Origin of the sequence: Tabrizicola sp. BL-A-41-H6, assembly GCF_050632395.1 — a bacterium.
GTDB lineage: Bacteria > Pseudomonadota > Alphaproteobacteria > Rhodobacterales > Rhodobacteraceae > JAUYQR01.
On record NZ_CP192600.1, the window covers coordinates 1,788,942 to 1,811,593 of the forward strand.

At 65.3% G+C, this 22,652-nt stretch carries 21 protein-coding genes; 5 read left to right on the forward strand and 16 right to left on the reverse strand.

Annotated features, from left to right (window positions below):
- Nucleotides 1-26 precede the first annotated feature (26 nt).
- From ACROUL_RS08875 to ilvC, 3 genes are all read right to left on the reverse strand, one after another.
- Nucleotides 27-947 (reverse strand): DUF2950 domain-containing protein, encoded by a 921-nt coding sequence (locus ACROUL_RS08875; RefSeq protein ID WP_431299140.1) that lies wholly within the window; start codon nt 945-947, stop codon nt 27-29.
- Between the two features lies 1 nt (nt 948).
- Complete coding sequence (locus ACROUL_RS08880; RefSeq protein WP_431299141.1) at nt 949-2,478, reverse strand: DUF3300 domain-containing protein; 1,530 nt, start codon at nt 2,476-2,478, stop codon at nt 949-951.
- Between the two features lie 87 nt (nt 2,479-2,565).
- A complete protein-coding gene (ilvC, locus tag ACROUL_RS08885) occupies nt 2,566-3,588 on the reverse strand; it encodes a ketol-acid reductoisomerase (RefSeq protein WP_431299142.1) in 1,023 nt (340 codons plus the stop codon).
- Between the two features lie 128 nt (nt 3,589-3,716).
- On the opposite strand from ilvC, the gene ACROUL_RS08890 reads away from it, so the two are divergent.
- The 3 genes from ACROUL_RS08890 (at nt 3,717) to ACROUL_RS08900 (ending at nt 5,845) form a co-directional block, all read left to right on the forward strand.
- A complete protein-coding gene (locus ACROUL_RS08890) occupies nt 3,717-4,175 on the forward strand; it encodes an Lrp/AsnC family transcriptional regulator (RefSeq protein WP_431299143.1) in 459 nt (152 codons plus the stop codon).
- An 8-nt stretch (nt 4,176-4,183) separates the two neighbouring features.
- Complete coding sequence (locus tag ACROUL_RS08895; protein ID WP_431301269.1) at nt 4,184-4,642, forward strand: Lrp/AsnC family transcriptional regulator; 459 nt, start codon at nt 4,184-4,186, stop codon at nt 4,640-4,642.
- Nucleotides 4,643-4,717: 75 nt separating this feature from the next.
- Nucleotides 4,718-5,845 carry an aminotransferase class V-fold PLP-dependent enzyme gene (locus tag ACROUL_RS08900; protein WP_431299144.1) on the forward strand — a complete coding sequence of 376 codons (1,128 nt, stop codon included), beginning with the start codon at nt 4,718-4,720 and terminating at the stop codon, nt 5,843-5,845.
- A 5-nt stretch (nt 5,846-5,850) separates the two neighbouring features.
- Here the strand turns inward: ACROUL_RS08900 and ACROUL_RS08905 are convergent, their stop codons facing one another.
- From ACROUL_RS08905 to ACROUL_RS08915, 3 genes are all read right to left on the reverse strand, one after another.
- Complete coding sequence (locus ACROUL_RS08905; protein WP_431299145.1) at nt 5,851-7,050, reverse strand: UbiH/UbiF family hydroxylase; 1,200 nt, start codon at nt 7,048-7,050, stop codon at nt 5,851-5,853.
- A gap of 70 nt (nt 7,051-7,120) precedes the next feature.
- Nucleotides 7,121-7,369, reverse strand: coding sequence for a hypothetical protein (locus ACROUL_RS08910; RefSeq protein WP_431299146.1), 249 nt, complete (start codon nt 7,367-7,369; stop codon nt 7,121-7,123).
- A gap of 75 nt (nt 7,370-7,444) precedes the next feature.
- Nucleotides 7,445-8,092 (reverse strand): pyrimidine 5'-nucleotidase, encoded by a 648-nt coding sequence (locus ACROUL_RS08915; RefSeq protein WP_431299147.1) that lies wholly within the window; start codon nt 8,090-8,092, stop codon nt 7,445-7,447.
- A gap of 99 nt (nt 8,093-8,191) precedes the next feature.
- Between ACROUL_RS08915 and ACROUL_RS08920 the strand changes: the two genes are divergently transcribed.
- The gene (locus ACROUL_RS08920) at nt 8,192-8,827 is read left to right on the forward strand and encodes a GntR family transcriptional regulator (protein WP_431299148.1); all 636 of its coding nucleotides are present in this window, start codon (nt 8,192-8,194) and stop codon (nt 8,825-8,827) included.
- A gap of 75 nt (nt 8,828-8,902) precedes the next feature.
- Here the strand turns inward: ACROUL_RS08920 and ACROUL_RS08925 are convergent, their stop codons facing one another.
- Nucleotides 8,903-10,753, reverse strand: a complete 1,851-nt coding sequence (locus tag ACROUL_RS08925) for a glycosyltransferase (RefSeq protein ID WP_431299149.1) — start codon at nt 10,751-10,753, stop codon at nt 8,903-8,905.
- 71 nt (nt 10,754-10,824) lie between these two features.
- On the reverse strand, nt 10,825-11,985 hold the full coding sequence (gene carA, locus ACROUL_RS08930; protein ID WP_431299150.1) for a glutamine-hydrolyzing carbamoyl-phosphate synthase small subunit: 1,161 nt from the start codon (nt 11,983-11,985) through the stop codon (nt 10,825-10,827).
- 184 nt (nt 11,986-12,169) lie between these two features.
- Here carA and ACROUL_RS08935 point away from each other — a divergent pair, with 184 nt between their 5' ends.
- A complete protein-coding gene (locus ACROUL_RS08935; protein WP_431299151.1) occupies nt 12,170-12,628 on the forward strand; it encodes a GatB/YqeY domain-containing protein in 459 nt (152 codons plus the stop codon).
- On the opposite strand, the gene ACROUL_RS08940 is transcribed toward ACROUL_RS08935, so the two are convergent.
- The 8 genes from ACROUL_RS08940 to ACROUL_RS08975 form a co-directional block, all read right to left on the reverse strand.
- Entirely contained in the window at nt 12,625-13,110 is a 486-nt protein-coding gene (locus ACROUL_RS08940; RefSeq protein ID WP_431299152.1) for a DUF2244 domain-containing protein, read from the reverse strand. The genes ACROUL_RS08935 and ACROUL_RS08940 overlap by 4 nt on opposite strands.
- A gap of 54 nt (nt 13,111-13,164) precedes the next feature.
- Nucleotides 13,165-14,529 carry a dipeptidase gene (locus ACROUL_RS08945; protein ID WP_431299153.1) on the reverse strand — a complete coding sequence of 455 codons (1,365 nt, stop codon included), beginning with the start codon at nt 14,527-14,529 and terminating at the stop codon, nt 13,165-13,167.
- 23 nt (nt 14,530-14,552) lie between these two features.
- Nucleotides 14,553-15,725, reverse strand: coding sequence for a M20 aminoacylase family protein (locus tag ACROUL_RS08950; RefSeq protein WP_431299154.1), 1,173 nt, complete (start codon nt 15,723-15,725; stop codon nt 14,553-14,555).
- A 10-nt stretch (nt 15,726-15,735) separates the two neighbouring features.
- A complete protein-coding gene (locus tag ACROUL_RS08955) occupies nt 15,736-17,559 on the reverse strand; it encodes an ABC transporter ATP-binding protein (protein WP_431299155.1) in 1,824 nt (607 codons plus the stop codon).
- Complete coding sequence (locus ACROUL_RS08960; RefSeq protein WP_431299156.1) at nt 17,556-18,371, reverse strand: ABC transporter permease; 816 nt, start codon at nt 18,369-18,371, stop codon at nt 17,556-17,558. Before ACROUL_RS08960 ends, ACROUL_RS08955 begins: the two co-directional genes overlap by 4 nt.
- A gap of 4 nt (nt 18,372-18,375) precedes the next feature.
- On the reverse strand, nt 18,376-19,317 hold the full coding sequence (locus tag ACROUL_RS08965; RefSeq protein ID WP_431299157.1) for an ABC transporter permease: 942 nt from the start codon (nt 19,315-19,317) through the stop codon (nt 18,376-18,378).
- Between the two features lie 55 nt (nt 19,318-19,372).
- Nucleotides 19,373-20,917: an ABC transporter substrate-binding protein gene (locus ACROUL_RS08970; protein ID WP_431299158.1), complete on the reverse strand. Its 1,545-nt coding sequence runs from the start codon at nt 20,915-20,917 to the stop codon at nt 19,373-19,375.
- 76 nt (nt 20,918-20,993) lie between these two features.
- A complete protein-coding gene (locus ACROUL_RS08975) occupies nt 20,994-22,646 on the reverse strand; it encodes an amidase (protein WP_431299159.1) in 1,653 nt (550 codons plus the stop codon).
- Between the last annotated feature and the right edge of the window lie 6 nt (nt 22,647-22,652).

Genomic DNA, 22,652 nt, shown 5'->3' on the forward strand with positions numbered 1-22,652 from the left:
GGCATTGCCCGGCGGTCCGATCAAGTTCACTCGGCCGTTAGCAGCTTCCAACCTTCCGTGGGGTTGAAGCTGTCGATTGCGCCGGCAACCTCCAGCGTCTTGTCGCCAAGGTTGGCTTCATAGATCTGGCCATTCTCGCCCATCATGAAGCTCATGATGCCCGAGTCCCCAGGCTCTGCCGGATAGGCCAGCAGGGCATGGCCGGCCACCATGTTGCCCTCGACCATATAGTCGTAGGCCCCGCCTGGTGCCGCTTCGCCCTGACGGGTCAGAATCCGGAAGAAATAGCCAAGGTAGGGCACCGGAGCCTGGTCGACACCGTCGATGCTGACGCCATCAGCCGCCGCCTGCGCCATGAAAGCGCCGATCGGGCTGTCGGGCGTGCCTTCTTCCGGCGGCCAGTAAAGGCCGTCGCGCTTGCCCGGCGTGGACACGATGGATGACGCGAATTCCATCACGCCGTCGCCGTCGTAATCGGTCTCCCGAAAGGCCGCCTGCACGGCAATCGCCCGCCGGAACACCTCTATCACGTCCAACTCGTTCATCCCGATCCGCCGCGCGAGGATCTCGTCGCGGGCACCGGCCACGTCGAAGGTCCAGCCCGCGTCAGACTTGATCATCGCAACCGGGAAAGCCCAGAGGCTGCGCCCGATCTCCAGTTCAACCCGGTTGTCTCCTGCCGGAACGATCTGGTGGAACGTGTTGTACTCGGCGAGGAACTCTTTCCTCGCCTCGGCATCCTGCTCGGGATCGTCTGTGCCGATCAGGTCGTCCGCTTCAGGCCCGAAGATCGTCAGAAGTGCTGGGCGGTCCTTTGCGATCAGCGCTGCCACGAAAGCCTCGGTTGCGGCTTCGGGGGTGGGGTAGATCGCCGGTTCGGCAAAGGCGACGGATGCGCCAAAGCAAAGCGCCACGGTCGACGAAAGCAGTTTCATTGCCATTGCCATCTCAACGTCTCCTTCCGCTTGAGCGTCCACGCGACGAGGCTGCCTTGCTACGGCCTCCCGACGAGGGTTTGTATGCCGGTGCACGCTTGGTTGTGCTCTTTGGCCTCGACGCAGCCTTCGGCGTCGCCGACTTCTTCGGTTTCGATATCTGCTTCGGTGCGGCCTTGGCCTTCGGTTTGGCCTTTGCGGCGGCCTTCGGCTTTTCCGACAGCGAGAAGGTCGGTTTGTTTCCGCCGGCCGGGGTCTTCCCGAGGTCACGCTTGCCGGTTGCCGCAGGCAGGGTCGACACGCCGCCCCTGGTTGTCTTGGTCGTCGCGATCTTTTCGCGAGCAGCATCGCGGCTGGCAGTCGAGGGCTTGAACGTTCCGTCTTTGCGGTTGGACACCCGGTCGGGATCGGCGTCGCCGATACGGCCAGGCAGGGTTGACGGACGTTCGCCTATGCCGCCTATGCCGCCAATGCCGCCTGCGCCGCCAATACCACCGACGCCGCCTGCGCCGCCAATACCGCCAATACCGCCTCCGTCACCGGGGCGGTTGATTCCGTTGCCGTTGCCGTTGCCGATATTGATGCCGTTGTCGATGTTGATGTCGCCGCTCCAGTCGATGTCGTTGCCGCCACCGTTCCAGCCGTTGTTCCAGCCGCCATCCCAGTCATCATCATCGAAGATTTCGTCCAGGATGATCGCGCTGCCCCAGACGATCGCGCCGGTCATCAGGTAGTCGTCCCAGTTATCGTCATCGGTGACATAGACGGGGGTCGCCGGGGCGGGCTGGGTGTAGACGGTATCGGTGTATTGCGGAACGTAGACCACTTCGGGGTTGGCCGAACTGATCGTGATGCTGCCCGACTCGTCGTCTTCCTCGACGGTCATCGCCTCGTTGTCGACAAGATAGCCGTTCAGTTTTGCCTGTGCGCGCAGCCGCTGAAGCGAGGCCAGCACGTCATCGGTCTGGGCAATGACCGCGTTGCCGGTGTCTTCGGTCCACTCCATGTGCTCGGCCATCCGGGCGATCAGCTCGGGAAAGCCCGCCGTCAATTCGCGGACCGGGTCCGGCCAGTCTTCGTCGGCAGCCAGCGCGCTGCGGGCCTTGTCGTCCAACGCGGCGTTCTTAGTCAGAAAACGGTCGGCCTTGAGCACGTCGACCGGGTAGGTCGTGGCCAGCAGCACCTGTGCCAGCAGCTCATCGGGGTAAAGCGCGATCGGCGAAAACAAGGTGTCGAGTTCGTCAGCCGTGAAGAGGGCTGGAGACGCGGCCTCTGCCGCAGAATCTGCCGGAGTTTCGGTTGAAGCCTCCTGAGCGTAGGCGGGATACTGCAGCGGTATCGTTGTGCCCAGAAGGACCGCCATTACCTTCATGCTGGTTGGAGTGCGCATTCTGATCCTCGTTTCCTTCCAATGGCTGACAAAGGCTATTACGGCCTGACACGCCCGGCGCTTTAGGACCTTCTGCCTATGGCTAACCGAGCACTGCAGTTCGCAGCTTGATTCGTCACACATCTCTGCGGCGTTCGACATGACATAGGTCATATGGCGACCGTTAAATAACAAAGGGCGCCCGGATCGGGGCGCCCTTCGGTTGGCGGGCAAGCTGTCCGCCAACGCTGTAGCTGCGGATCAGTTGCGGGCCTTGTCGACCATCTTGCCCTTGGAGATCCACGGCATCATGGCGCGCAGCTTTTCACCGACCTGTTCGATCTGGTGTTCGTCGTTGATGCGGCGGGTGGCCTTGAAGAACGGCTGGCCGACGGCGTTTTCCTGCATGAAGTCACGGACGAACTTGCCGGTCTGGATGTCCTTGAGGACGGCTTTCATCCGGGCCTTGGTCTCGTCGTAAGGCAGGATGCGCGGGCCGGAGACATATTCGCCGTACTCGGCGGTGTTCGAGATCGAGTAGTTCATGTTCGCGATGCCGCCTTCGTAGATCAGGTCCACGATCAGCTTCACTTCGTGCAGGCACTCGAAGTAGGCCATTTCGGGCTCGTAGCCGGCTTCGACCAGGGTCTCAAAGCCCATGCGGATCAGTTCCACAAGGCCGCCGCAAAGCACGGCCTGCTCACCGAAGAGGTCGGTTTCGCATTCCTGGCGGAAGTTGGTCTCGATGATGCCGGAACGCCCGCCACCGATGGCGGAGCAGTAAGAGAGGCCGATTTCCATCGCCTTGCCGGTCGCGTCTTGGTGGACAGCGACAAGGCAGGGCACGCCGCCGCCCTTGGTGTATTCGCCGCGCACGGTGTGGCCGGGGCCCTTGGGGGCCATCATGATGACGTCGACGCCCTTCTTCGGCTCGATCAGGCCGAAGTGCACGTTCAGGCCGTGGGCGAAGGCGATGGCCGAGCCTTCACGCAGGTTGTCGTGGACGTACTTCTTGTAGGTCTCGGCCTGGAGTTCATCGGGCATGGTGAACATGATCAGGTCGCACCACTTGGCGGCCTCGGCGATGTCCATGACCTTCAGGCCTTCTGCTTCGCACTTCTTGGCCGAGGCGGAGCCGGGGCGCAGGGCGACGACCACGTTCTTGGCGCCGCTGTCGCGCAGGTTCAGGGCGTGGGCGTGGCCTTGGCTGCCGTAGCCGAGGATGGCGACCTTCTTGTCCTTGATCAGGTTGATGTCGCAGTCACGATCGTAATAGACGCGCATGGCGGTGTCCCTTGCTTGGTTGATGGCGGGAGAATAGGTAGTTTTCAGCACGACAGGCTGCGTTGTTTGACGAATTTTGCAGTATGTGCAAAGAGTCATGCGCCAAAGTGCAAAGAACTGGATGATTCATGCAACTGGATGATACCGACCGGCGGATCCTTCGGCAGTATCTGGCGGAACCGGGGCTGGAGCGCGCATTGCTTGCAGAGCGTGCGGGCGTCACGGCGGCGACGCTTTGGCGGCGGCTGGAGCGGTTGCGAGAGGGCGGTGTGATCCGGGCCGAGACGGCGCTGATCGACTGGCGGGCCTTGGGATACGAGGTGGAGGTATCGCTGCGCTTCACGCTAGACAAGACCAACCCGCGGGCGTTCGACGAATTCATCGCGGCGGCGCGAGGGGTGGCCGAGGTGATCGGGATCGAAACCTTCCTTGGCCGGGTCGATGTGCGACTGAACGTGATCGCCCGCGACATGGCGCATTGGACCGAGGTCTACCGCGAGAAGATCCTGATGCTGCCGCATATTCAGGAGGTGGAGGCGCTGATGCTGGTGTCGACGGTGAAGGATGCGGCGGGGTTGCCGCTGTGACCAATGGCGTGATCAGCCTTGATGATCTGGACCGGGCAATCCTGCGGGTTCTGTCGGAGGATGGCGCGGTGAATGCCGGAGAGCTTGGTCGGCGGCTGGGCCTGAGCCAGCCTGCGGCGTGGCGGCGGGTCAGGCGGCTGGAAGAGGCGGGCGTTCTGGCCGGGCGGCGGGTGGAAGTCGACCGCACGGCGCTGGGCTTTGGCGTGACGGTGTTTCTGGGGGTTAAGCTGGCGACCAAGGGCCGCGTCAGCCTTGAGGATTTCGAGCGCGCGGTTGTGGCGATACCCGAAGTTCAGGTGGTGCAGCATGTGCTGGGCCTTTTCGACTACCGCCTGCGGGTGGTGGCGCGCGACATCGCAGACTTTGAGCGTGTGCTGCGGCGGCGGATCATGACGCTGCCGGGGGTGGGGCAGGTGGAGGCCAACGTGCTGTTGACCGAAGAACGCAGGCCCGGTCCGATCGGATGAGGCGGATGTCGGATTTGAGTATTTGTGAGCAGAGCAAATGCGGTAGGGTTGCCGTGAATTCGAGGAGGATCGCTTATGCCCGGACTGCACGCTGACGTTGACCCCGAGGGGCTGGAAGAGTTTTCGGTGGTGTTCACCGACCGCAGCCTGAACCACATGTCAGCAAAGTTCCAAGGCGTGATGCGGGAGGTGTCGGGCCTGTTGAAAGAGGTCTACAAGGGATCGGCGGTTGCCTTGGTTCCGGGTGGTGGCACCTATGCGATGGAGGCGGTGGCGCGGCAGTTCGGGCAAGGGTCGGTGCTGATCGTGCGCAACGGGTGGTTTTCCTACCGGTGGAGCCAGATTTTCGATGCGGGCGGGTTCGCCGGCGAGACGACGGTGGTGATGGCGCGGCAGACCGGGAACGGCGCGCAGGCGGCTTTCGCGCCGCCACCGGTGGAGGAAGTGGTCGCCCGCATCCGCGAGGCGCGGCCAGAGGCGGTCTTCGCGCCGCATGTCGAGACGAGCGCGGGGATCATCCTGCCGGATGATTATATCGCCACGGTCGCGGCGGCGGCGCATGAGGTGGGCGCCCTTATGGTGCTGGATTGCATCGCGTCGGGTTGCGTCTGGGTGGATATGGCCGCGACCGGGGTCGATGTCCTGATCTCGGCACCACAGAAGGGGTGGTCAGCCTCGCCCTCGGCCGGGGTCGTGGTGATGAGCCCGCGGGCCGAGGAGCGGCTGGCCGCGACCACGTCGAACAGCTTTGCCATCGACCTGAAGAAATGGCGCAGCATCATGGCGGCCTACGAGGGTGGCGGGCACGCCTACCACGCGACGATGCCGACCGATGCGATCGTCGGGTTCCGCGACGCGATGCTGGAAACAAAGGCGATGGGCTTCGAGGCTGCGAAGGCCGCGCAATGGGCGCTGGGCCGGGCGGTGCGCGCGCTGATGGCCGAAAAGGGCGTGGCGTCTGTCGCGGCTGAAGGGTTTCAGGCACCGGGGGTAGTGGTCAGCTATACCGGCGACCCGGACGTGCAGAACGGGTCGAAGTTCAAGGCGCAGGGCTTGCAGATTGCCGCTGGGGTGCCGCTGCAGGTGGGCGAAGGGGCCGAGTTCCGCACCTTCCGCATCGGGCTCTTTGGCTTGGACAAGCTGGCCGACGTGCCGGGAACGGTGGCGCGGCTGAAACCTGCGGTGGACGCGGCGCTGGGCTGACGCATTCAGCGCAGCCCAAGGCCCGCTTTCATCAGCGTCCGGCGCACCGGGGTGGCGGAGTAAAGCAGGTCCAGCGCCCGCGCACGCAGGTCGCGCAGGGCTGGGCTGCCCGCCATCGAGGCGCGGTTCAATAGGTCGATTCCAGTCACGCGCGCCTGCACCTCCAGATGCCGCTTGCGGTGATAGCTGTCGAGCATCGCGGGCGAGCCGAGGTCAGATCGGTTCGCGGTGGCAAGGTCGAGAAGGGTGGCAAGGTCGGCAAGGCTCATGTTCAGGCCCTGCGCGCCGATCGGTGGCACCACATGCGCGGCTTCGGCCAGAAGCGCCGTGCGGGGGCCTGACATGCGGTCGGCGATCTGGCTGATGATCGGCCATTGCGTCAGGCGCGAGGCAAGGGTCAGGGGGCCGAGGACGCCTGCCGAACGGGCGTTCATCTCGGCCTCGAAGGCCGGTGTCGGCAGGGCCGCAAGACGGGCGACCTCGGGCCCGCTTTCCATCCAGACCACGGCGGAGGCCGGCTTGCCGTTACGGTCGGGCAGCGGGACAAGCGTGAAGGGGCCGCCAGAGCGGTGCACCTCGGTCGAGACGTTGTTGTGCGGCAGGTCGTGGCTGACGGCGAAGGCCAGCGCCTTTTGCCCGTAGCGCATGGTGCGCACGCCGATCCCCACGGCCTCGCGCACCGGCGAGGCGCGGCCATCGGCGGCAATGACGAGGCGGGCGCAGAGGGTGCTGCGATCGGTCAGTGTGACGAGTGCTTCGGTTTGCCGGGTCAGCATGCGGGCAAAGCCGATTCCGGGGCGGAAATCCACATTTGGAAGTTCGGCAAGCCGGGCGACCATCTCGCGGCGGAGAAGCCAGTTGGGCAGGTTCCAGCCGAACGGCAGATCGGAGATTTCGGCGGCGTCGAAATCCTTGGTCAGGCGGGGATCGGGGACTTCGCCGCCGGCATCGACAATCCGCATGATCTGCAGCGCGGCCGCGTAGGGAGCGAGGCGGTCCCAGAGCCCGGCAGCGGCAAGGGTGGCGACGGCGGGTTGCAGGAACGCGGTGGTGCGCAGGTCGGCGCCCGCAGCGTCAGCCTCGGTCACCGGTGGGGCGGGATCGACGCAGACGACCGAAAACCCCGCGCTGCCGAAAGCCGCCGCAGCCGTGAGGCCAGCAACGCCCCCGCCGGAGATGAATATGTCGGTGGTGATGCGGGTCATCAGGTATCCTTTCCCACGCGGCAGTCTAGGCTGCGGCGGCGCGAGGGACCAGAGGCGATCCGTGGCGGGGTCAGGGCAGCGTGACCCAGATCAGAAGGACGAACATCACCGGAACCAGCGTGACGGCGGTAAGGACCAGCGCCGGAAGACCCCATGTCATCACGGCAAGGATTACGAGCGTGACGAAGATCACCACGGCGTAGACGGCGGCGTCGACATCTTTGGCAATGTCGCGGGCGACCTGACCCAGCACCGGCACGGCGTAAAGCGCACGGCGGCCGCGCGACAGGGGAAGGGCTTCGGCGGCGGCTAGGGACATCGGTTCTCTCCTTGTTGCGCTGTGCATGTATGCGCTGCGGCGAAGAGGTAAAGCCCGCTAGGCTGCGGCGCAGCGTCACGCCATGAGGCGGGCAAGGAATGTGCCGAGGTCGTCTGTGTGATGGTGGATATGGTCCGCCGGATCGGGGGAGGGGGCGACATGGACGGTGCGCATGCCCATCGCGTGCGGGGCGGCAAGGTTGCGCGCGTCATCCTCGAACATCGCCGCGCTGGTGGGGGCGAGGCCATCGAGCGCGAACACCGTCTCGAAGGCGGCGCGCTCGGGCTTCGGGCGGAAGGCGGCGTGTTCGACGCCGTAGACGGCATCGAAAAGGCCAGCAAGGCCGCGAGCCTCCAGCACTCGTTCGGCGTAGGGGGCGCAGCCGTTGGTATAGACGATGCGCCGGCCGGGCAGGGCTGCGATGTTGGCGGCAAGGCTTGCGTCGGGCGAGAGCACGGAAAAGTCGATGTCGTGAACGGTGGTGAGGTAGGGCGCGGGGTCGACGCCGTGCTCGGCCATCAGGCCCGCAAGGGTGGTGCCGTAGGTTTGCCAGTAATGGCTGCGCAGGTGGTCGGCGCGGGCGCGGTCGACGCTCAGGGCGGCCATCACCCAGTCGGTCATCTTGACCTCGATCTGATCGAAGAGGCGCATGTGCGGCGGGTAAAGGGTATTGTCGAGGTCGAAGACCCAGGTGGTGACGTGCGTGAAATCGGGGTGCGGCATGGCCGGTATCTAGCGCGGCGGCGACATGGTTGGGAAGGGTTGATCGGCGCGGGGGCGGCGGTTAGGGTCCGCGCAAGGCAACGGGAAGGGCGGGGGCAGGTGCAGAAAGACGCGTATACGCTGATCCTGGAGGCGATCGACGCGGGGCTTTACAAACCCGGCGATCGGCTGGTGGAGAGCGAGCTGGCCGAGCGGCTGGGCGTGAGCCGCACCCCGGTACGCGAGGCGTTGCAGCGGCTTGAGACGCAGTCGATGCTGACGCGGGATGGGCGCAGCTTGATCGTGGCGAGCCTTGATCACAACCAGCTGGCCGAGCTTTATGCGGTGCGGACCGAGCTGGAGGGCTTGGCGGCGCGGCTGGCGGCGCGGCACGCGACGCCTGAGGAAGTGCGGGTGTTGCGCAGCATGGTGGAGGAGGACCGGGCTTTGCTGGGCGGCGATCCGCAGGCGCTGAGCCGGGCGAACAAGCGGTTCCACAAGCAGATCCATCTGGCCAGCCACAACCGGTTTCTGGTGCAGCAGCTGGACCTTGTGCACCGGTCGATGGCGTTGATGGCGACGACCTCGTTTGCCGCCGAGGGGCGCGACGAGGTGGCCTTGGGCGAGCATGACGAGATCGTCAGGGCGATCGAGGCGGGGGATGGCGAGGCGGCGCATCAGGCGCTGAAGATGCATATCAGCCGGGCCTTCGAGACGCGGTTGAGGGTGGACGCGGGCGAGATTCGGCTGCGCTGAGAGGGCATGTCCCACGGTGGGACATCTTGCACGGGGCAGCAAGATCAACGGCTTGCGGGCGTCGTCAAGGTTTCGTTAAAGCTTGGTGTCGACCGGATCGAAGATGCCGTGGGTGGTCTTGTCCCAGTAAAACGGGTTGGTCACCAGTTCGACCAGTGCCTTGTAGGCGGCGAGGGTGGCGAGGGGGAAGTAAAGCTTCATCGTCGGCACCCAGAGCGCGCTGAGGCCATGCCGGGTGCGGCGCACACCGATGATGCCTAGCGCAAGGTTGGTGCCTTCGGTCAGAACGAAGGTGAAGGCGATGGTGAACACCGCCCAGTCGGGCAACACCGCCTGCAACGGGTGTGAAAACCCGAAGGGCACGATCAGGAACGACCAGAACACCGGCGCCAGCACGAATTGCGCGATGGTGCCGAGGAACATGATCTGAAAGCCGAGAAACGCCCTTGGCCCAAGCTGCTGCCACAAAAGGCGCGGCGCGCGCATGTGGACGGCCCATGTCATCACGTAGCCCTTGATCCAGCGCGACCGCTGCTTGACCCAAGGCAGGGCGCGGCAATTCGCCTCTTCCTCGGTCACGGTGTCGATGAGTTCGGTGCGGTAGCCGTGGCGGGCCAGGCGGATGCCGAGGTCGGCGTCTTCGGTGACGTTGTGGGCATCCCAGCCGCCGAGCGCGTCAAGCACGCTGCGGCGGAAGAAAAGCGTGGTGCCACCCAAGGGCACGACAAGGCCAAGCCGCGCGATGCCGGGGAGCACGAGGCGGAACCACGCGGCGTATTCGATGGTGAAGCAGCGCGACAGCCAGTTGGTTCGCGGGTTGTAATAATCGAGCACGCCTTGCAGACAGGCGACCTGCGGGCCGGAGCGTTGGAACCGGTCGACGACCTTGCGGATCTGGTCGGGATCGGGGGCGTCTTCGGCGTCATAGACCCCGACGATGGCACCGCGGGCATGGTCGAGCGCGTGGTTGAGCGCGCGCGGCTTGGTCTTGACCTGACCTTCGGGCACCACGATCACCCGCATCCACGGCGGCAATTCCGCCAGCGCCAGCGCATCGCGGGTGATCTGGTCATCTGCTTCGACCGCGAGGATCACGTCGAGAAGGTCCGGCGGGTAGTCGAGCCGGGCAAGGCGGCGGACGAGGCGGGCGGCAATGTCGCCTTCGCGGTAGAGCGCCACGATGATCGAAACGATGGGCTGCACGCCGTGCGGGGCGGCGGTCGTTGTGTCTGGCGGTGCGCGAAGGGCGGCGCCAGTGGCGAGAAGTTTGAGCAAAAGCAGAAGGATTAGCGACACCGTGGCAAAGGCGAGGAGGGCCAGACCAGCAGCGATGGGGAAGGCGAGGGCCAGAAGGACAGGTGCGGCAAGGCCGGCCATGAGGAGCGGTTCGTCTTGCAAGCGCGGCCATGAGCGGCAGCTTTCGGCCTCTGCCACCCGGTTTTCGGCGGTCTGCGCCAGACTTGCGCCGCGACGGGCGTGGATCGCCGCCTCAATCGCCCGGGCGGGCGCGATGGCGAGGCTGGCCGGCCCAAGCCGGCTTTCCAGCATCGGGCGCAGTTTGCGAAATTCTTCGGGCCGCGACAGCGCGACGACGGTGACACCGCCGGCCTGCCTGCACGGCACCAGCCCATAGCGCAGGCAATCGGAGGCACCTACAAGGTCGATCAACCGGGGGTCTGGCAGGCTGCGGTCAAGATTGACGACATTGAGCCCCCAGGCGCGGGCCGAGGTCTGCACCACATCGCGTTCGACGATAAGGCCCCGGGCGCGCAACGCCTCGGGCAAAGGGCCGGCTTCGCGGCCGCGTTGCGAGAGGGCGTGGACCAGATCATCGGACCCGACGACCCGGCCGCGCAGCAGCGAGACGCCGAGGCCTTCGGGAGCGGGGACGTGCGGTTCGGTGATCTGGCGGGCGAGTGACGGCATGGCGGCGCTTCCTTGACCGGGCAAGGATGCGCGCGATGGGTTAACGGGTGGTTAACCTCGTAAAAGCCGCCTCAGGCGGCGCGGCGGGCCTGCATCGCGGCGGCGAAGCGTTCGAAGAGGTAATAGCTGTCTTGCGGGCCGGGCGACGCCTCGGGGTGGTATTGCACCGAGAAGATCGGCTTGCCGTCGACCGCGATGCCGCAGTTCGAGCCGTCGAAGAGCGAGACATGGGTTTCGGAAACGCCCTTTGGCAGGGTCTGGCTATCCACCGTGAAGCCGTGGTTCATCGAGGTGATCTCGACCTTTCCGGTGGTCAGGTCTTTCACCGGATGGTTCGCGCCGTGGTGGCCGTGGTTCATCTTGACCGTGCGCGCGCCAAGGGCGAGGGCGAGCATCTGGTGGCCAAGGCAGATGCCGAACACCGGCAGATCGCGGTCGAGGACGCCCTTGATCATCGGCACGGCATAGGCGCCGGTCGCAGCCGGATCGCCGGGGCCGTTCGACAGGAACACGCCTTCGGGGTTCAGCGCCAGCACGTCTTCGGCAGTGGCGGTAGCGGGAAGCACGGTAACCTCGCAGCCGGTGGAAGCAAGGCAGCGCAGGATGTTGCGTTTCGCACCGTAGTCGATGGCGACGACGCGCAGGCCGGGGCCGGTGCGTTCGGTATAGCCCTCGGGCCAGGCCCAGCGCTGTTCGTTCCAGCGGTAGGATTGGGCGCAGGTCACGTCCTTGGCCAGATCGAGCCCGACGAGGCCTTTCCAGGCGCGGGCGCGGGCAACGAGTTTCTCGATGTCGAACTTGCCGTCGGGGTTGTGGGCGAGGGCGACGTGCGGCGCGCCCTGCTGGCGGATGGCGCGCGTCAGGCGGCGGGTGTCGATGCCGCCGATGCCGATGCGGCCGATGCGGGCCAGCCAGTCGGTCAACTCGCCAGTGGAGCGCCAGTTCGACGGTTCGGTCGGATCCCACTTCACCACCATGCCGGCGGCGGCGGGGGTGGCGGTTTCGTCATCTTCCGGCGTGACGCCGGTGTTGCCGATGTGGGGAAAGGTGAAGGTCACGACCTGGCCTGCGTAGGACGGGTCAGTCATGATTTCCTGGTAGCCGGTCATCGCGGTGTTGAACACCAGTTCCGCGACCGTCTCGCCGGTGGCGCCGAAGCCGTGGCCGTAGAACAGGGTGCCATCGGAAAGCGCGAGGCAGGCCGTGGGACGCGGGGTGGAGGCGGATGGCATGGGCGGGACTCCCTTGGCGCAAATCTGGCGCAACCTACGGGCCGGGGGCGGGCGGGTCAAGACGGGGAGGCAAAAGGATAGTCGCATGATTTCAATGGGTTGAAATTAAGGGGGTGAGTTGCGGTTCGGGGCGGTTGGCTGTATGGTCGGATGTTCGGAAGAAACCCTGGGGATGGATAAACCGATGTCACTGCGCGACCGTCTGCAAAGCGCCCTGAAGGACGCGATGAGGGCGAAGGAAGCTGACCGGCTTTCGACGCTGAGGCTGATCAATGCCGCCATCAAGGACCGCGAGATCGCCAACCGGGGCGACGGCGGCGAGGGGTTGGTGTCGGACGCGGACATCCTGCAGATCATGGGCAAGATGGTGAAGCAGCGCCACGAATCCGCGCGCGCCTACGAAGAGGGCGGGCGGCTGGAGCTGGCGGAGAAGGAATTGGCCGAAATCGGCGTGATCCAGGAATTCCTGCCGCGCCAGATGTCGGAGGCCGAGGTGGAGGCGGCGATTGCCGATGCCGTGGCCGAAACGGGGGCTGCCAGCATCCGCGACTGCGGCAAGGTGATGGCGGCGTTGAAAGGCCGTTACACCGGGCAGATGGATTTCGGCGCGGTCGGCGCCTTGGTGAAGGGGCGGCTGGGCTAGGGCTTCAGCGCCGCGAGGCGGCTGCGCAGGTCGTGGGCAAGGGCGATGCGTTCCTCTTCCGACAGGAAGGCACCCAGTTCCACCTCGCGGTTGTTGCCCGTCAGGGTCAGGTAATTCGGCACCGGGCCGCCGGTTTCATGAAGCGTGACACGGACCCAATGGGGATTGGCCTGCCAGTCCTTGCGGGCGCGCGGGCTTTGGTGGGTAAGGGTGATCGTGTCGCGGGTAAGGTGCAGGTCTTCGACAATGCGGGCATCCTTGTAGCTGCGGTTCAAGGCGAGCCAGATTGCGGCGACGGCGACCACGACAAACGGCAGGATCATCCAGAGCGCCGACTTGCCGACCAGCCCGAACAACGGGATCGCGATCAGCGCAGCGGTGCTGCCGATGAACCAGACAAAGCCTCGTGGCGACAGGGACCGGTGCGGCCAGAGGCGCAGGCGGGTTTCGGGCGGTGCGGCGGGTAGGAATTCGTAGGGCATGGCGCGAAGGTAATGCTGCCGCCGCGCCCGTCAATTCCTACCCGCCGCGACCGATCAGCCCAGCCGTTCCAGCAGTTTGCAGTAAGCGGTCTGTCCGGTGCGGAAGTTCGACAGCCGGAAGAACTCGTTTGGGGCGTGCAGGTTTTCGTCGTTCATGCCGAAGGCGAAGACGGTGGCGTGGATGCCGGTTTCCTGCAGGAGCATCGTCATCACCGGGATCGAGCCGCCGGTGCGGGTGATGTAGGGGGCTTTGCCATAAACCTCGGTCAGCACCTCGGCGGCTGCGGCGCTGGCGTTGTGGCCGTTGGGCAAAAGGAACGGGTCGGCGCTGCCGGGCAGGCGTTCGACCTTGACCGTCAGGCCCTTGGGGCAGTGCGCCTCGATATGGGCTTTGAGGAGGTGGAAGATCTGGTCGGGGCGCTGGTTGGCCACAAGGCGGCAGGTGATCTTGGCGAAGGCTTGGGCGGGAAGGACGGTCTTGATGCCGCCGCCCTGCCAGCCGCCCCAGATTCCGTTCAACTCGAACGTGGGCCGCCCCCAGAGGCGTTCGCGGGTGGTGTAGCCCTCTTCTCCAAAGACATCCGGCACGCCGAGGCTTTCGATATAGGCGGCTTCGTCGAAGGGGACGCGGGCGATGGCGGCGCGGTCTTCCACGGTGAGGTCGATGACGTCATCGTAGAAGCCCTTGACGTTGATCTTGCCGTCCAGCCCTTTCATCGAGGCGATGATGTGGGAAAGCCCGTGGATCGGGTTGGCGATGCCGCCGCCCTGCTGGCCGGAATGCTGGTCGCCTTTGGCGCCGGTGACGGTAACTTCGGCGGCCACCAGACCCTTGAGGCCGGTGATCAGGTTCGGCTGGTCTTCGGCCCATTGGCTGCCATCGGCCGAAAAGATCATGTCGGCCTTCAGAAGCGCGCCATTGGCCTTGATGAAGGGCGGCAGGTGGGGCGAGCCGATTTCTTCCTGCCCTTCGAAGAAGAATTTGACGTTCACCGGCAGGCGGCCCGTGGTTTTCAGCATCGCCTCGGCGGAGAGGATCGGGATGAACATGCCGCCCTTGTCATCCGACGCGCCGCGCCCGTAGACGCGGCCATCGCGGACCTGCGGATCGAACGGGGGCGTGTCCCAGAGGTCGAAGGGTTCGGCGGGCTGCACGTCGAAATGGCCGTAGATCAGGATGGTGGGCTTGTCGGCCCCGGCATGAAGCCAGTCGCCGTAGACGACGGGGTGGCCGTCGGTCGGCATCATGCGGACGTTTTCGATGCCGGCGGCCTGCATGCGGTCGACGACCCAGTTGCCGGCGGTGACCACATCGGGGATGTGCGCGGCGAGCGCGGAAACGGAAGGGATGCGGACGAAATCGACGAGTTCGTCCACGAAGCGCTGCTGATGCGCGTCGAGGTAATCTGACCAGTTCATTGTCTGTCCTTTCAGGCGTCTTTTCAGGCGGCGGGCATGCGGGTTTCGACAAGTTCCGCCCAGTAGGAGGCGCCGTAGGGGATCGCCTCGTCATTGAAGTTGTATTCGGGGTGGTGGACTTCGGCGGTGTTGCCGTTGCCGACCTGGATGTAGGCGCCGGGGCAGACGTTCAGCATGTAGGCGAAATCCTCGCCGCCCATGATGGCTGGGCAGTTGGTGTCGACGCTGCCGGGGCCGCCGATCTTTTCGGCAACCGCGATGGCGTAGTCGGTTTCCGTCTCGGCGTTGACCATCGAGGGGTAGCCGGGGTTCCAGTCGATCTTGGCCTGTCCGCCGAAGGCCTCGGCGGTGGAGGTGACGATGGCGCGGAAGCGGTCTTCGGCGATCTTTCGGGTGGTGGCGTCAAAGCTGCGGACGGTGCCGCGCAGTTCGACGCGTTCGGGGATGACGTTCCAAGCCTCGCTTTCGGTCTTGAAGGAAGTGACCGAGACGACGAGGGATTCCAATGGATCGGCGCTGCGCGAGACGATGGATTGGAGGCTGGTGACGATGGTGCAGGCGATGAGCGTTGTGTCGACGGCGCGGTGCGGGTAGGCGGCGTGGCCGCCTTTGCCCGAGACGTGGACGGTGAAGTTGTCGGTGGCGGCGTAAAACGGGCCGGGCTTGATGGAAAACTGGCCCACGGGCAGGCCGGGCGAGTTGTGCATGCCGTAGATTTCCTTGATGCCGAAGCGCGGGATCAGGCCATCCTTGACCATCGCCTCGCCGCCCGCGCCGCCTTCTTCAGCGGGTTGGAAGATGACGGCGACGGAGCCGTCGAAGTTGCGGGTTTCGGCCAAGTATTTGGCGGCGCCAAGCAGCATGGCGGTGTGGCCGTCATGGCCGCAGGCGTGCATCTTGCCGGGGGTCTTGGAGGCGTAGGCTAGGCCCGTCGCCTCAAAGATAGGAAGCGCGTCCATGTCGGCGCGCAGGCCCACGACATGGCCGCGGGTGTCGGTCTTGCCCTTGATGACGCCGACGACGCCGGTGCGGCCGATGCCTTCGACAACCTCGTCGCAGCCAAACTCGCGCAGTTTTGCGGCGACGGTCGCGGCGGTGCGGTGAACCTCGTACATGAGTTCGGGGTTTTCGTGCAGGTCGCGGCGCCAGGCGGTGATTTCGGCCTGCATCTCGGCGAGACGGTTCTTGATCGGCATGGTGTCCTCCTCAGGTTTGCAGGACGCGGTGGCCCGGTGCGACCTCGATGTAGGTCGAGGGGGCGGGGGTGTGTCCCAGCGGAAATATCGGTGACGTGATGGGTTTGAAGGTCAGATCGTCGGCGAAGCGGCGTTTGCGAGGGTCGGCGATCGGAACGGCGGAGAGAAGCGCGCGGGTGTAGGGGTGCTGCGGGTTCTCGAACACCGCGGCGCGGGGGCCAAGTTCGACGATGCGACCGAGATACATGACGCCGACGTGGTGGGCGACGCGTTCGACGACGGCCATGTCGTGGCTGATGAAGAGGTAGGAGAGGCCGAGGTCTTCCTGCAACTCCATCATCAGGTTCAAGACCTGCGCCTGCACCGAGACATCGAGGGCAGAGACGGCTTCATCGGCGACGATGAGCTTCGGGTTGACCGCAAGGGCGCGCGCGATGGCGACGCGCTGGCGCTGGCCGCCCGACAGTTCGTGCGGGAAGCGGGTCATGAAGGCGCGAGGCAGGCGGACGCGGTCGAACAGTTGTTCGACGCGGTCTTTCAGGTCCTGGCCGGTGGCGAGGCCGAAGTTCTGGATCGGTTCGGACACCTGATCTTTGAGGCGGCGGTAGGGGTTCAGGCTGGCGAAGGGGTCCTGGAACACCATCTGCATGTCGGCGCGGGCGCGGCGGAGATCGTGGTGCGAAAGCGCGCGGATGTCGCGGCCGCCGATCAGGATTTCGCCGGAGGTGGGCTCGATCAGGCGCAGGATGGAGCGGCCGGTGGAGGATTTGCCGCAGCCGGATTCACCAACGAGGGCGAGGGTTTCACCGACGTTGAGGGTGAAGGAGACGTCTTCGACGGCGTGGACCTGAGCCACGGTGCGGCGGAGGATGCCGCCTTTCACAGGGAAGCGGGTGGTGAGGTTTTTCACCTCCAGCAGCACTTCGGGCTTGCGCGCTTTCGGCGCCACGGCGGCGGCGCGGGCGGCCTCGTCGCCAATTAGGCGCATGCGTTCGGGGGCGGGTTTGCCCTTCATCTCGCCAAGTTTCGGGACGGCGGCGAGGAGGGCGCGGGTGTAATCTTCCTGCGGGTTTTCGAAGATCTCGGTGACGGTGCCGGTTTCCACGATGCGGCCTTGGTACATCACCACGACCCGGTCGGCCATTTGGGCGACCACGGCCATGTCGTGGGTGATGAAGAGGACGGCCATGCCCTTTTCGCGTTTCAACCGGTTGATGAGGGCGAGAATCTCGGCCTGGATCGTGACGTCAAGGGCAGTGGTGGGTTCATCCGCGATCAGGAGTTGAGGTTCGCAGGTCATCGCCATCGCGATCACCACCCGCTGGCGCATGCCGCCCGACAGTTCGTGCGGGTATTGCTTCAGGCGGCGTTCGGGTTCGGGGATGCGAACAAGTTGCAAAAGCTCAAGGGCACGGGCGGAGGCAGCTTGTTGCGTCAGACCCTTGTGCAGGATGAGGCCGTCGGTCAGTTGGCGTTCGATGGTGAAGACCGGGTTGAGCGCGGTCATCGGTTCTTGAAAGATCATCCCGATTTCGTTGCCGCGCACGCCCTGCATCACCTCGGGCGAGGCGGTGGCGACGTTCAGCGTGCTGCCATCGGCGCGGGCGAAGGTCAGCGCGCCTTCGGTGATCTGGCCGCCGCCAAACTCCACCAGACGCATCAGGGAAAGTGAGGTGACGGATTTGCCGGAGCCGCTTTCGCCCACGACGCAGACGGTTTCGCCGGGGGCGATGGTGAACGAGACGTCTTCGACACCGATGACGGTGCCGCCGCGAGTGGGAAATTCGACGCGGAGGTGGTCGACGCTGACGATGGGTTTGACGGGTGCGTTCATTTTGACCTCGGGTCGAGAATGTCGCGCAACACGTCGCCGACCATGTTGAGGCCAAGGACGGTAAGGGCCACGGCAAGGCCGGGGACGAGGGCTGTCCACGGTGCGATGTCAAGCTGGTCGCGCGAGGCTTGGATCATCAGGCCCCACGAGGCGGCGGGCGGCTGGGTGCCAAGGCCGAGGAACGACAGGCCCGCTTCGGCGAGGATCGCGAAGGCGAGGCTGATGGTGCCTTGGACGATCACCGCCGGCAGGATGTTCGGCAGGACGTGGCGGACCATGATCATCACGTCGGTGGTGCCCGAGGCGCGGGCGGCCTCGACATAGGGCATCTGGGCCACACGCAGCGCCTCGCCCCGGATGATGCGGGCGAGGAAGGGGGTGAAGGCGATGCCGATGGCGATGATGGTGTTTTGCACGTTCGGGCCGAGGACGGCGCTGATCGTGAGGGCGAGAAGGAGGGCCGGGAAGGCGAGGAGGGTATCCACCAGCCGCATCAGGATGTTGTCGGTGCGCCCGCCGAAGTAGCCGGAGATCATGCCAAGGGGCAGGCCGAGGACGATGCTCATCATAACGGCGGAGACGGCGATTTCAAGCGAGGTGCGCGCGCCGAGGACGACGCGGAAGAGAAGGTCGCGGCCAAGCTGGTCGGTGCCGAAGGGGTGCTTGAACGAGGGCGGCGAGCGGCGGGCGGTCATGTCCATCGCGGTGGCCGCATCGGGCGACAGGATCAGCGGCCCGAGAATCGCGACGAGCGCGATGAGGATGAGGAGCGTCAGCCCGATGATGCCTTTGGTGGTGAGGAAACGGCGCATCGCGTCACCCTAGCCTGATGCGGGGGTCGATCGCGACGTAGAGGAGGTCGACGGCGAGGTTTGTCAGCATCACCACGGCGGCGACGACAAAGACGGTGGCTTGAATGAGCGGCAGGTCGCGGTTCAGAAGCGCCTGATAGGTCAGCCAGCCCATGCCGGTGTAAGAAAACAGAAACTCCATCACGATGATCGAGCCGAAGAGGTAGCCGATCTGGAGGCCTGCGATGGTGATGACCGGGCCGATGGCGTTGGCAAGGGCATAGCGCCAGATCACGGTGCGTTCGGACAGGCCCTTGGCGCGGGCGACGCGGATGAACTCCTGATTGAGGATGCCGGTCATGGTGGAGCGGGTCATCCGCGTCAGGTGCGCCATGAGGCCGAGGCCGAGGGCGAGCGAGGGCAGGAAGGCGTGGCGCAGGGTGCCGAGGAAATCTTCGGCAGGATCGACGAAGCCCGAGGACGGGAACCAGCCGAGCCAGCGGGCGAAGACGAGGATCATCACGATGCCCCAGAAGAAATCGGGCAGCGAGACGCCAAGGAGGGCGGTGGTGGAGCTGGTGGTGTCCTGCCACTTGTCGCGGTGGACGGCGGCCCAGACGCCAAGGGGAACGGCGAGCACAAGGGCGATGGTCATCGACATCACGACGATCACGGCGGAGGCGGCGGCCTTTTGCACCAGAAGTTCGGCAATGGGTTGCTTGAAGATGAGGGAGGTGCCCCAGTCGCCGGTAAGCATCCCGGCGACCCAGCGGCCGTATTGCACGAGGAGCGGGTCATTGAGGCCAAGCGACTGGCGCAGGCCTTCCAGCGCTTCGGGGTTCGACTGGGTGCCCATGATCATCATGGCCACGTCACCGGGCAGGATGTTCGTCACCGCGAAGGTGACGATGGTGATCAGGAACAGCGTCAGGATTACCGACAGAAGCCGGTTCAGGATATAGGTCACGCGCACCCCCGCAAGGCAGGACGGCGGGCCCGGGATAGGGCCCGCCGCTTTGTCATCAGGCTTTCAGCCAGACCTTGTGGAAGTTGAGGTTGGAGCCGTTCGGGTGAACGACTGTATCGAGCCCCATGACCGAGGGCTGTGCGCCGATGGTGCCGTTGCGGAACCACAGGAGGACGTCATGCGCCTCGTCCCAGATCTGCTGCTGCACGGCCTTGTAGACATCGGCACGGGCGGCATCATCGACGGTGATGCGGGCCTTTTCCGTCAGCTCGTCGATGATGGGGTCATTGATGCCGCGGTAGTTGAACGCGCCCTTGGAGTTCCAGACGCTGTAGTAGAGGAAGTCGCTTTCCCACAGCGTGAAGAAGTTCATCATCGTCATCTGGTAGTCCTTGTCGACCCAGCACTGGGATAGCCAGTCGGCCCAGGTCAGCTGTTCGATCGTCAGGTTCACCCCGGCGGCCTTGAACCATTCGACAAGGATTTGGGCGGTTTCGATGTGGTAGGGGTAGTTGGTGGTGGCTTTGAACACGATGTTCAGGCTGCCTTCGGGATAGCCTGCCTCGGCCAGAAGTGCCTTGGCGCCTTCGATGTCCTGCGGGCGCTGCTTGAGATCCTTGTTGTAGGCCGCATCGGTCGGGAAGCTGGGCGAGGGGGTGGTGGCACCCTGGCCCCAGAGCGCGCCCTGCATCAGCGCCTCTTTGTCGATGATCATGTCGAAAGCGATGCGGACGCGCTTGTCCTTGAACGGCTCGTAGGTGTGGTTCATGTTGATGAAGTCGAAGTTCAGCGGGAACCACTTCTTCACCTGAAGCCCGGCGTCGGCTTCGATTTCACCCACGCGGTCCAGCGGGATGTCGTTGATCATGTGCAACTCGCCGGTGCGCAGGCCGGTGAGGCGGGTGGTGGGTTCGGTGATCTCGCGCGCTTCGACGGCCTCGAGGTAGGCGGGGCCTTCCCAGTAGTCGTCGTGGCGGGCCATCTTGACCACGGTGCCGACCTCGTAGCTGACGAACTTGAAGGGGCCGGCGCCCATCGGGTTGGTGCCTTGGGTCGGGCCCGAATCCACCGGCATGATGACGCCCGCGCCGTTTTCGGCCAGACGCGACAGGAAGGGCGCGTTGACCGCGCTCATCTTGATGACGACGGTCAGGTCATCGGGGGTCTCGATGGCGGCCACGTTGTTGAACACTTCGAAGTTCACGGCACCTGTGGCGGGGTCCTTGCAGCGTTCGAAGGAGTATTTCACGTCGGCCGAGGTCATCGTGGCGCCGTTGTGGAATTTGACGTTGGGGCGAAGCTTGAAGGTGTAGGTCAGGCCGTCGGGCGCCACCTCGAAGCTTTCGGCGAGGCCGGGGATCACCTTGAGGTTCGCGTCCACCGTGACGATGGAGGAGTGGATGTTCTGCAACACGCGACCCGACGAGGCGGTGCCGGTCTGGTGCATGTCTAGGTTCTGGGTGGTTTCCGAATGGCCCCAGATCAGCGTGCCGCCCGATACGGGGGTGTCCTGTGCGAAGAGGGCGGTCGGCAGGCCGCCCATGAAGATGCCACTGCCGAGGATGGCGGTGGAACTGCGAAGAAAGTCTCTGCGCTTCATCGGTGATAGCTCCCTTGTTGCGGGCCTGTCCCGGCCCTGGGTGTGAAACCGCATTGGTTGCGGGCAGGCTTTGGGCTTAGCGTGGAAATTCAGGGCGGCGGTCAGCGACGGCCAAGGCCGCCTCCAGCGCCATTCCAAGGTTCAAGATCGACCCCTCGTCAAACAGCCGGCCCCAGAGCGAGATGCCTTGGGGCACGGTAAACGTCTTGCCGGCGGTATCCGCCTCGCCGGTGGTCAGGCTGCCGGAAGCAAGCGAGGCGGGGCTGCGGGTGCCCAGATCCTCGAACCCGGCGCGCAGGTGCAGGCAGGGGTGGCCGGTGTAGTTCGACGCGATCAGCATCGGGCCGGTCATGAACGGGCCGATCAGCACGTCGCATTGGGTAAAGAGGCCGTCGAGCGCCTGCATCACCACGTAGCGCAGGCGGTCAAGCTGGACATGGTCGACCGCCGAAAGGAAACGCGCCTTGCGCATGGCGTTGGGCCAGGCGGCGGCATCCTGCCAGGTGAGGGTGTCGTCGGCGTTGGTCAGGGTGAGGTCTTCGAAGCTGGCGGCGGCTTCGGCGAAGAGGATGTTCATCAACGCGCCGTAGGGCAGGTCTGGCAGGGTGACCTCGACGACCTCCAGCCCGAGGCTGCGGACGGCGGCGAGGGCGGCGTGGTCGATGGCGGTGGCGCCTTCTCCGAACGCCTCGGGCAGGTAGCCGACCTTCAGGTGCGCGATGGGGGCGGTGGCGTCGAACACGAAGGGGGCGGCGATGGTGGAACGGTCGGCAATATCGGCGCCGTTCAGAGCGGCGAGGACGATGGCGGTGTCTTCGACCGAGCGGCAGATCGGGCCGACCTTGTCGAGCGAGTTGCACAGCGCCATCGCGCCGGCTCGGCTGACGCGGCCAAAGGTCGGGCGCAGGCCGGTGGTGCCGCAACGCTGGCTGGGCGAGGTGATGGAGCCGAGGGTTTCGGTACCGATGGCGAATGCGCAAAGCCCGGCTGCGGTGGCCGAGGCGGAGCCTGCGGAAGAGCCGGAGGAGCCTTCGTTCAGGTTCCACGGGTTGCGGGTGACGCCGCCATACCAGATGTCGTTGTAGGCCAGCGCGCCGACCGTGGTCTTGCCAAGAAGCACGGCACCTGCGGCGCGCAGCGTCTTGACGATGGTGGCGTCAGCTTCGGGGATGCGGTGCTGGAAGGGTTCGGCCCCCCAGCCGGTGACGATGCCCTTGGTATCGAAAAGGTCTTTCAGCCCGTAGGGTATGCCGTGCAGCGGGCCAAGGTTGATGCCCGCGCGGGTCAGCGCATCGGCGGCGTCGGCTTCTGCGAGGGCGACCTCGGGGGTCACGGCGGCGAAACACTCAAGTTTCGGGCCGATGCTGGCGATGCGGTCGAGGTAGATCTGCGTCAGGCGGCGGCTGGTCAGCGCGCCCGTTCTGATCCAGGCGCCAAGGTGGGTGACTGGGGCGAAGGCGATGTCTTCGTCGCTGCCGGGCAGGGGGGTGTGGAAGGTGGAAAGCGTCAGCGCGTCGGCCCCGTGCGGCATGGCGAAACCGGGCAGGCGCGGGTCGAAGCGCATCGCCATCGGAACCGAATTGGCCAGCGGCACGGCGCGGCGGGCGACGGCCGATGTGATCTGACCTTCGAGGTTGTCCAGCATCTGCTGGCGCTCGGCTGGCGTGTAGCTGACCGCCATGAGCCGTTCGGCGGCTTCGATGGTGGCGAGAGTGATCGTTTCGGTCACGGGCAA